General features: G+C 55.4%; 7 protein-coding genes. All 7 read left to right on the top strand.

Going from position 1 to position 9,325, the window contains the following annotated elements:
- The first annotated feature begins 1,491 nt into the window (after positions 1–1,491).
- The 7 genes from arnB to arnF are packed head-to-tail and all read left to right on the top strand — an operon-like array spanning position 1,492 to position 8,878.
- Complete coding sequence (arnB, locus tag EHO01S_RS12640; RefSeq protein WP_024524297.1) at positions 1,492–2,637, top strand: UDP-4-amino-4-deoxy-L-arabinose aminotransferase; 1,146 nt, start codon at positions 1,492–1,494, stop codon at positions 2,635–2,637.
- A 15-nt stretch (positions 2,638–2,652) separates the two neighbouring features.
- Entirely contained in the window at positions 2,653–3,633 is a 981-nt protein-coding gene (gene arnC, locus EHO01S_RS12635; protein WP_024524296.1) for an undecaprenyl-phosphate 4-deoxy-4-formamido-L-arabinose transferase, read from the top strand.
- Positions 3,634–3,635: 2 nt separating this feature from the next.
- Positions 3,636–5,615, top strand: a complete 1,980-nt coding sequence (arnA, locus tag EHO01S_RS12630; protein ID WP_024524295.1) for a bifunctional UDP-4-amino-4-deoxy-L-arabinose formyltransferase/UDP-glucuronic acid oxidase ArnA — start codon at positions 3,636–3,638, stop codon at positions 5,613–5,615.
- A complete protein-coding gene (gene arnD / locus EHO01S_RS12625) occupies positions 5,612–6,511 on the top strand; it encodes a 4-deoxy-4-formamido-L-arabinose-phosphoundecaprenol deformylase (protein ID WP_024524294.1) in 900 nt (299 codons plus the stop codon). Before arnA ends, arnD begins: the two co-directional genes overlap by 4 nt.
- Positions 6,508–8,166: a lipid IV(A) 4-amino-4-deoxy-L-arabinosyltransferase gene (gene arnT / locus EHO01S_RS12620; protein ID WP_024524293.1), complete on the top strand. Its 1,659-nt coding sequence runs from the start codon at positions 6,508–6,510 to the stop codon at positions 8,164–8,166. The genes arnD and arnT overlap by 4 nt, the downstream gene beginning before the upstream one ends.
- Positions 8,163–8,498 carry a 4-amino-4-deoxy-L-arabinose-phosphoundecaprenol flippase subunit ArnE gene (gene arnE, locus EHO01S_RS12615; protein ID WP_024524292.1) on the top strand — a complete coding sequence of 112 codons (336 nt, stop codon included), beginning with the start codon at positions 8,163–8,165 and terminating at the stop codon, positions 8,496–8,498. Before arnT ends, arnE begins: the two co-directional genes overlap by 4 nt.
- A complete protein-coding gene (gene arnF / locus EHO01S_RS12610; protein WP_024524291.1) occupies positions 8,495–8,878 on the top strand; it encodes a 4-amino-4-deoxy-L-arabinose-phosphoundecaprenol flippase subunit ArnF in 384 nt (127 codons plus the stop codon). The genes arnE and arnF overlap by 4 nt, the downstream gene beginning before the upstream one ends.
- Positions 8,879–9,325 lie beyond the last annotated feature (447 nt).

The following is a 9,325-nucleotide window of genomic DNA, read 5'->3' as shown; positions in this document are numbered from 1 at the left end:
AATAGCGAATAGCGAATAGCGAATAGCGAATAGCGAATAGCGAATAGCGAATAGCGAATAGCGAATAGCGAATAGCGAATAGCGAATAGCGCGGCTATTTCTCGCATGGCCTATTGTCTGCTTGGCCGTCTGTTTTTGTCGACATGACATCGCGCTGCCCGATTTATCGTCGAGTCGTTGCAGAGAGATAGCTGCACGCAACAGGGATTAGTGAATGGGATGCTAGCGGCCATGAAACGCGGTGGCGATGTGTGGGATAGGGAGGTTCATGTCGTGCCAAGCATGCACGCACATTAGCGTGATAAACTGATTTTTATATTCATTTGATTTACAGAATAAAACTCATTATTCATGGCATGGTTACGCCTATGCCGCTTACGATAATTGCCTGGGAGGTAGGCATCGATACAGATACTCACTTCATTGAGCGAGTGCGCTGGCACAGCGCGTGAGAGCTCGCCGTGCTGCCAGTGAGCTCTGCTCTCATGACCGTATAGGGGCGTGATGTTATGTAATTTTCGCCGGTAGCTTGACATGACTGGTGTCGGACTTTGGCTGTTTAGCGCGCATTGGAGAGTACTTGTTTACTTGATGTGCCACGGTTAGTGCCTTGTAGACGGTATTCGTCGTTGCACATTACATGAGTCGTATGCGCCGACTGTCATTGTTCAGTGCTGTTAATCATTCTTACGATGAATACTCTGTTCCTGTTAGTGCGATGACGTCCGTTTTCTGTGTGCCTTATTTTGAGCGTACCCGCTGGGGAAATAAATCGTAGAGCTGCGGATAAATATCCGTGGACTAGAGGGTATTCTGCTCTTGGGGATTGGCGTAACGGTGAATGGTGATGCCATCATTATCGTTAGCGAAATCGGTGTCCCCATAGGATTAACTGGCGGCACTGATTTTCTGAATATAATTTCGCATTATATTATACAGCGAAAAATAAATATTGTGACTATGCTTAGCGTGAAAGATTATAACTTTATCGTGATCGTGCTGACATCATTAAATGTTACCACTGGTGATAAAATAAACACCCACCATAAAAAACTGCCCCCTGGTTGCTAAAATAGTATGACGGATCTCACTTATTAGTGAATTCGTTTGCATGTTGTTGCTGAATACGGGAGATTGGATAGTCCCTGAAATGGGGTGACGAGTTAATCAATTAATCCCTTTCTCAATCTAGCTTGAGGCAGAGTGCGTCGCCTTGCTAGCGCGTTGTGGGGGCGATGAATAGCCGCGATGAATAGCATAGAGGGAGGAGGGGGAACGCGGGAGAACATCTGGCGCGATCGTCAGTTGGTTGTGGAAATGTTGAAGTTTGCGTGTCGAGATAGCGTATTTTCTTAATCTTGGTTTAAGAAAACTGCGCTATGCTCAATCCACTTTAGGGGGGCCCCTAGTGGGGAATAACGCCAATTTCATTGGATTAATTTGAATAAAGATCACATTTTTCATTGCTGTTACTGATATGGGAACGTGTTAATGAAGGACTTTTTGCCATTCTCGAAACCGGCTATCGGTGAGGAAGAGATTGCAGCGGTAAACGAGGTACTGCGTTCCGGTTGGATCACCACTGGGCCGCAAAATCAGGCATTGGAGCAAGAGTTCTGTCAGGTCACCGGTGCCCGGCATGCCATCGCCGTCTGTTCGGCGACGGCGGGCATGCATGTGACGTTGATGGCGTTAGGGGTGGGTCCCGGCGATGAGGTGATTACCCCATCGATGACTTGGGTATCGACCTTGAATATCATCACCCTATTAGGTGCTACGCCGGTGATGATCGATGTTGATCGCGATACCTTGATGGTGACGCCTGAGGCTATCCGTGCTGCGATCACGCCGCGCACGAAAGCGATCATTCCGGTGCATTTCGCCGGAGCGCCGGTCGATCTCGCCCCTATCCGTGCTCTGGCTCAGCAACAGGGTATTGCGTTGATCGAAGATGCGGCGCATGCCATCGGTACGGCGTACCGTGGCGAGCCGATCGGTCAGCGTGGTACGGCCATTTTCTCATTTCATGCCATTAAGAACGTCACCTGCGCCGAAGGCGGTATGGTGGTGACCGATGACGATCGCCTGGCGGAACAGGTGCGTAGCCTGAAGTTCCACGGTTTGGGCGTGGATGCCTATGATCGCCAGACCCATGGTCGTGCGCCCCAGGCTGAGGTGGTGACGCCTGGCTACAAGTACAACCTGGCCGACATCAACGCCGCTATCGCGCGCGTCCAACTGCGCAAGCTGCCGGCGCTTAACGCACAACGCGCTAAGCTGGCCGCCTACTATCAGCAACAACTGGCGGCGCACGATCTGCCGCTGTTAGCGCTGAGTGCTCCCGCCTGGCCGCATCAGCATGCCTGGCACCTGTTCATCGTGCGCTGCGATGAGGCGCGTTGCGGTATCGACCGTGACCAACTGATGCAGGCATTGAAGGGGCACAATATCGGCAGCGGATTACACTTCCGCGCCGCCCACACACAGAAATATTACCGTGAAACCTATCCGCACTTGCAACTGCCGCAGACCGAATGGAACTCGCAACGCATCTGTTCGTTGCCACTGTTTCCAGACATGAACGAAGCGGATGTGGATCGGGTGATTGCGGCCTTGCAGGCGATCCTAGGCAAGTAACAATTAGGTATGACAATGAGTGATTTTAAACCCATCAAGTTAGTATCGGTGGTGATCCCGGTTTATAACGAACAAGAGAGTTTGCCGGAACTGTTGCGGCGTACCCTAGCCGCCTGCGATGCCATGGGTAAGCCTTATGAGATCGTGTTGGTTGATGACGGCAGTAGCGATGAATCGGCGGCGATGTTGTGTGAAGCGGCGGAGCGGCCTGGCAGTCCGGTAGTGGCGGTCCTGCTTAACCGTAACTATGGTCAACACTCCGCTATCATGGCGGGCTTCAGCCACGTTAAGGGCGATCTCGTGATCACCCTGGATGCAGATCTACAAAACCCGCCGGAAGAGATCCCGCGTCTGGTCGAGACCGCTGAACAGGGGGGCTATGACGTTGTCGGCACGATCCGTCAGAACCGTCAGGACAGTTGGTTCCGTAAGCGTGCCTCACGCATGATCAACCGTCTGATTCAACATACCACTGGCAAGAGCATGAGCGACTACGGTTGCATGTTACGCGCCTACCGCAGCAACATCATCAAAGCCATGCTGCACTGCCATGAACGCAGTACCTTCATCCCCATTCTGGCTAACAGCTTCGCGCGTCGCACCATCGAGATCCCGGTGAAACATGCCGAACGCGAGCATGGCGAGTCCAAGTATGGGCTAATGAAGCTGATCAACCTGATGTACGACTTGGTGACCTGTCTGACCACGACCCCTCTGCGTGCATTGAGCATTTTTGGCAGTGTGATCGCGTTGTTGGGGTTCGCCTTTGCGGTGTTGTTGATCTTAATGCGTCTGACGCTCGGCTCGCAATGGGGTGCGGAAGGGGTATTTACCCTGTTCGCCATACTGTTCATTTTCATCGGCGCGCAATTCGTCGGAATGGGGCTGCTGGGTGAGTATATCGGCCGCATCTATAACGACGTGCGTGCTCGTCCCCGTTATTTTATTCAGAAGGTCGTTCAGGCGTCTTCGCCGAACGAAGAACAGGAAAAGTGATTATGAAAGCTGTTGTTTTTGCCTATCATGATATGGGCTGTGTCGGTGTGCAGTCATTAATTGACGCAGGTTATGAAATTGCTGCAATTATTACCCATCAGGATGCGCCCGGTGAAAATGTCTTCTTCGCTTCTGTAGCGCGCTTGGCGGCGCAACATACGATCCCGGTTTTTGCCCCGGACGACGTCAACCACCCGCTGTGGGTCGAACGCTTGCGTGAATTACAACCGCAGGTGATCTTCTCCTTCTACTATCGCCATCTGTTGAGCGACGCGATCCTGGCATTAGCGCCGCAGGGGGCGTTCAACCTGCATGGCTCTCTACTGCCTGCTTACCGTGGCCGTGCGCCGCTGAACTGGGTGCTGGTGAACGGCGAGACGGAGACCGGCGTCACCCTACACCGCATGGTGTCGCGCGCGGATGCCGGCAATATCATTGCCCAGCAGCGTATTGCCATCGCCGATGACGATAGTGCGCTGACGCTGCATCATAAGTTGTGCCAGTGTGCCAAGGCGTTGTTGGCCGATACGCTGCCGCAGATCCGCAGTGGTCATTACAGCGAATACCCACAGGATGAGCGTGCCGCGACTTATGTTGAGCGCCGCACTCCAGCCGATGGCCGGATCGAATGGCACAAACCAGCACGGACGTTGTACAACCTGGTTCGTGCAGTGAGCGAGCCTTGGCCGGGGGCTTTCAGCTACGCCGGTAACCGTCAGTTTACCATCTGGCAGGCGCGGGTACGCCATGATCTGCCGGCCGCCCGCCCGGGGACGGTGCTTTCCACCACGCCGCTGGTGGTCGCCTGTGGCCAAGAGGCGTTAGAGATCGTGGCGGGTCAGCCACAAGATGGGCTGTATATGCAAGGCAGCCAGTTGGCGGAGAGTTTGGGGCTGGTTGAAGGGGCGATCCTCAATAGTTCGCTGAATTTCGGCGCGCGTCGGGCGACACGTGTGCTGATCCTGGGGGTCAACGGCTTTATCGGTAACCACCTGACCGAGCGTCTGTTGGCGGAGGAGAATTATGAGGTGTATGGCTTGGATATCGGCTCCGACGCCATCTCGCGTTTTGTCGGTCATCCGCGTTTCCATTTTGTCGAGGGGGACATCAGCATCCATTCCGAGTGGATCGAGTATCACATCAAAAAATGTGACGTGGTCTTGCCGTTGGTCGCCATCGCCACCCCGATCGAATACACCCGTAACCCGCTGCGTGTCTTCGAACTCGACTTCGAAGAGAACCTCAAGATCGTCCGTGACTGCGTGAAATATCATAAGCGCATCATCTTCCCATCGACTTCTGAAGTGTACGGTATGTGTAGCGATCCGCAGTTCGATGAGGATCACTCCAACCTGATTGTCGGGCCGATCAATAAGCAGCGTTGGATTTACTCGGTCTCCAAGCAGTTGTTGGACCGCATCATCTGGGCTTACGGGGCTAAAGATGGTCTGCGTTTCACCCTGTTTCGTCCTTTCAACTGGATGGGGCCGCGTCTGGACAACCTGAATGCGGCACGTATCGGTAGCTCCCGCGCTATCACCCAGCTGATCCTGAACCTGGTAGAAGGCTCGCCGATCAAGCTGGTGGATGGCGGACGTCAGAAACGCTGCTTCACCGATATTAAAGAGGGGGTTGAGGCGTTGTTCCGCATTATCGAAAACAAAGATAACCGTTGCGATGGTCAGATCATCAATATCGGTAACCCGGATAACGAAGCCAGCATTCGTGAATTGGCCGAGCAGTTACTGATCTGTTTCGAGCAACATCCGTTGCGCGATCGCTTCCCGCCCTTCGCTGGCTTCCGTGAGGTGGAGAGCAGCACTTATTACGGTAAAGGCTATCAGGATGTCGAGCATCGTAAGCCGAGTATTCGTAACGCCCAGCGTCTGCTGGGCTGGCAGCCGGTGATCCCGATGGAGCAAACCGTCGAGGATACCCTGGACTTCTTCTTACGCACCTTCGATGGTACGGAGCAAGAATGAAGCGGGTCGGTCTGCGCATTGACGTAGACACGTGGCGCGGCACGCGGGACGGCGTGCCGGCGCTGGTGTCGCTGCTGCGCCAACACGGCATTCGAGCCAGTTTCTTCTTCACACTGGGTCCGGACAACATGGGGCGCCATTTATGGCGCCTATTAAAGCCGCGCTTTCTGTGGAAGATGCTGCGTTCTAACGCCGCTTCGCTATATGGTTGGGATATTTTGTTGGCGGGGACTGCCTGGCCGGGACGCCACATCGGCGCCGGACTGGGCGATGTCATCGCCGCCGCGGCACGCGAGCATGAGACGGGGGTCCATGCCTGGGATCACCATGCCTGGCAGGCCTGGGCGGGGGTTTGGTCGCAAGAAAAAATGACCGAGCAGATAGGCTTGGCCTATGACGAGTTACAACAACTGACCGGCATGGCGATCGACTGCTCAGCCGTTGCCGGTTGGCGGGCCGATGAGCGGGTATTGCAGGCCAAGGAGCCTTTCGCTTTTCGCTATAACAGCGACTGCCGGGGGACGCATCCTTTCCGGCCGCTGTTGCCCGATGGCCGCGTAGGGACGGCGCAGATCCCGGTGACGCTCCCGACCTGGGACGAGGCTATCGGCGTGATGACCGATGAAGCAGGCTTTAATCGCTTTATTCTCGCCAAGATGCTGGCCGATCGCGGCGTGCCGGTCTATACCATCCACGCCGAGGTCGAAGGGATCGCTAAACAGGCGCAATTCGCTGAGTTATTGGCGATGGCGCGCGCGGAACAGATCGAATTTTGCCCCCTTGGGGATTTGTTACCCGACGATATTACGCAACTGCCGAGTGGGCGCGTCGTGCGCGCCACCTTAGCTGGGCGTGAAGGATGGCTGGGTTGTCAACAGGAGGTGGAGACGCCATGAAGAAAATCGCCGGAGGGTTTACGCTGGCAGTATTGTTCGTTCTCTATTACATCGTCCCGTTACCGGGACGTTTATTATGGCAACCGGATGAAACCCGTTATGCCGAGATTAGCCGGGAGATGCTGGCCAGTGGCGACTGGATCGTGCCGCATTTCTTGGGTATTCGTTATTTCGAAAAGCCCGTTGCCGGCTACTGGGTCAACAACTTAGGGCAATGGCTGTTCGGCGACGGTAATTTTGCGGTACGAGCCGGTGCCGTTGTGGCGACGGTATTGAGCGCATTGTTGGTCTTCTGGCTGGCACGACGTCTCGTGGCGAGTCGTGGCGCGGCGTGGTTGGCGGTGTTGATCTACTTGACCTGTTTCCTGGTCTACGGTGTTGGCAGCTATGCGGTACTCGATCCGATTTTCACCCTATGGATGACGGCGGCGATGTGCAGCTTCTGGTTGGGGGAGCAGGCGAGCACGACCCGGGGGCGTGTCGGTGGCTATCTCTTGTTGGGATTGGCCTGCGGCATGGGCTTTATGACTAAGGGCTTTCTGGCATTGGCTATCCCGGTGATCGCGGTGTTGCCTTGGGTTATCGCCCAGCGCCGTTGGAAGTCATTGTTCTGCTTCGGCCCGCTGGCGGTATTGAGCGCCATCGCCATTAGCATGCCGTGGGTAGTGGCTATCGCTCAACGTGAGCCAGACTACTGGCACTATTTCTTCTGGGTGGAACATATTCAACGCTTCGCCGAGGAGAATGCGCAACATAAGGCTCCGTTTTGGTATTACCTGCCGATCTTGTTGCTCGGTGCATTACCATGGTTAGGCTTGTTACCCGGCGCATTGCGTGAAGGGTGGCGTGGTCGCGCCAGCCAGGGCGGCGATTTTTACCTGCTGGGCTGGCTGGTGATGCCTTTCCTGTTGTTCAGCATCGCTAAAGGGAAACTGCCGACTTACATTCTGCCCTGTTTTGCGCCGTTGGCGATCTTAATGGCGGGGTATGCCGAGCGCTTGGTCGCTCAGTCGGGTAAGGCGCTGCGGGCGAACGGGTTGATTAACCTGTTGGTCGGGGTGGCTGGAATGGCGGCGGTATTGCTGGTCTTGGCACCGTGGAGCGTGACTGGGCGACCGTTGTATGGCGCGCATGAGGTCGGCAAGGTGATCCTGGCGGCCGTCGCTTTCGGGTGCTGGGCCTTGGTAGGAGGACTGGCATGGCATAATCCCGCGCGCTACTGGCGTTGGAGCGCGGCCTGTCCACTGGCTATCGCGTTGTCGATCGGCGCCGCGTTGCCGCAACAGGTGATGGAGTCTAAGCAGCCGCAGACGCTGATCCAGGCGGCGATGCCTGAGCTCCAGGCGAGTCGCTATATTTTGAGTGATAGCGTCGGTGTGGCGGCGGGCGTTGCCTGGGCGTTGAAGCGCAGCGATATCTATCTGTATGACAACACAGGTGAACTGCAATATGGCCTGAGCTATCCGGACTCGGCCGACCGTCTGGTGCGCGCCGCTCAGTTCCCGGCCTGGCTGGCGGAGCATCGTAAACAAGGCGCCGTCACCTTGGTGCTGCTGTTGGCGCGTAACGAAGGCGTCGACCCGCGGTTACCCCCCGCAGATGTGACCTTGCACAAGGGGCGCTTCCTGTTATTGCAGTATCATCAGCAGCCATGAGTTATCTCCTGATCCTGCTCTCCAGCCTGTTGAGCTGCGCCGGGCAACTGTGCCAGAAACAGGCGGTGTGTGGTGAGCCTCATGGCTCACCACGCCGCCATTTGCTGCGTTGGCTAGCGTTGGCGCTGTTGTGTTTAGGGGGCGCTTTACTGTTGTGGTTGTTGGTGTTGCGCACGCTACCGGTCAGCGTTGCCTACCCGATGCTCAGCCTCAACTATGTGTTGGTGTTGCTGGCGGCGCGCTTCATCTGGCATGAGCGCCTGACCTGGCGTCACCTGCTAGGTATCACGCTAATTATGGCGGGGATCGTTTTGCTGGGGGTGAATGCATGATCGGCTATCTGTGGGCCTTCGCCAGCGTGGCGCTGGTGAGCGGGGCGCAGTTGATGATGCGTTATACGATGATGCAGGTCAGCGATTGGTCATGGTTCCTGACAGCATGGTTGGCGGGAGCCGGTTGGGTCTGGTGGTTACCCGCCGGTATTTTCTGTTACGCCTTGTCAATGTTGTGCTGGTTATTTGCCCTGCGCCGCCTGCCATTGAATCAGGCTTATCCGCTGTTGAGTCTCAGCTATGTGCTGGTGTGTGTCTTAGCGATAGGGTTACCGTTATTCGACGAGCGTTTAACGCTGGGGAAACTGCTGGGGATGGGGTTGATTGTCTTGGGATTGTTGGTGATCTACCCGCCTAGACGCCGTAGAGCCAAGCCATGAGCTAACTTAATTACGCTGTCCCGTTTACCTGCCAGCGGCGAGATTGCGCCGTTATTTGATAAATTGCACGAATAGTTGTAACGGCGTAGACTAAGCACACTGAGTGAATCAGCCGTATAGGTCACTGCTATGCAAATCGTTCGTGCTTTTATCAATCGTCACTCGCAGTTGATGGCGGCCTTCTGGTCGGTATTTATCATCCTTATCGAAGCCTCCATTGCGCTTTATATCTTACGCAACGTCTGATATCGCTACGTTTGTGCTTCCTATTCCTGTCGCGTACGGGAAATCTCCTTGATTTATCCCTGCCTGCTTGACACACCGTCCTCTCGCCAGAGGCGTGCTGTCTGACCGGGGGCATGAACGTCTCCGTTATGTTACTCTGGCCGACTAGGCCTCCCCGTTATGTGAGGGGAGGTGTGGCGATGGTCTGATGTCATGTGGGGA

Source organism: Edwardsiella hoshinae NBRC 105699 = ATCC 33379, from assembly GCF_000474215.1.
Taxonomy (GTDB): Bacteria; Pseudomonadota; Gammaproteobacteria; order Enterobacterales; family Enterobacteriaceae; genus Edwardsiella; species Edwardsiella hoshinae.
Note: the sequence above shows the minus strand (reverse complement) of the source record. Positions and strands in the feature narration are given on the sequence as shown.

Excerpts from the sequence above, each read along its gene's own strand:
- arnB (WP_024524297.1), top strand. The coding sequence starts at position 1,492 with ATGAAGGACTTTTTGCCATTCTCGAAACCGGCTATCGGTGAGGAAGAG.
- arnF (WP_024524291.1), top strand. The coding sequence starts at position 8,495 with ATGATCGGCTATCTGTGGGCCTTCGCCAGCGTGGCGCTGGTGAGCGGG.
- arnA (WP_024524295.1), top strand. The coding sequence starts at position 3,636 with ATGAAAGCTGTTGTTTTTGCCTATCATGATATGGGCTGTGTCGGTGTG.
- arnC (WP_024524296.1), top strand. The coding sequence starts at position 2,653 with ATGAGTGATTTTAAACCCATCAAGTTAGTATCGGTGGTGATCCCGGTT.
- arnD (WP_024524294.1), top strand. The coding sequence starts at position 5,612 with ATGAAGCGGGTCGGTCTGCGCATTGACGTAGACACGTGGCGCGGCACG.
- arnT (WP_024524293.1), top strand. The coding sequence starts at position 6,508 with ATGAAGAAAATCGCCGGAGGGTTTACGCTGGCAGTATTGTTCGTTCTC.
- arnE (WP_024524292.1), top strand. The coding sequence starts at position 8,163 with ATGAGTTATCTCCTGATCCTGCTCTCCAGCCTGTTGAGCTGCGCCGGG.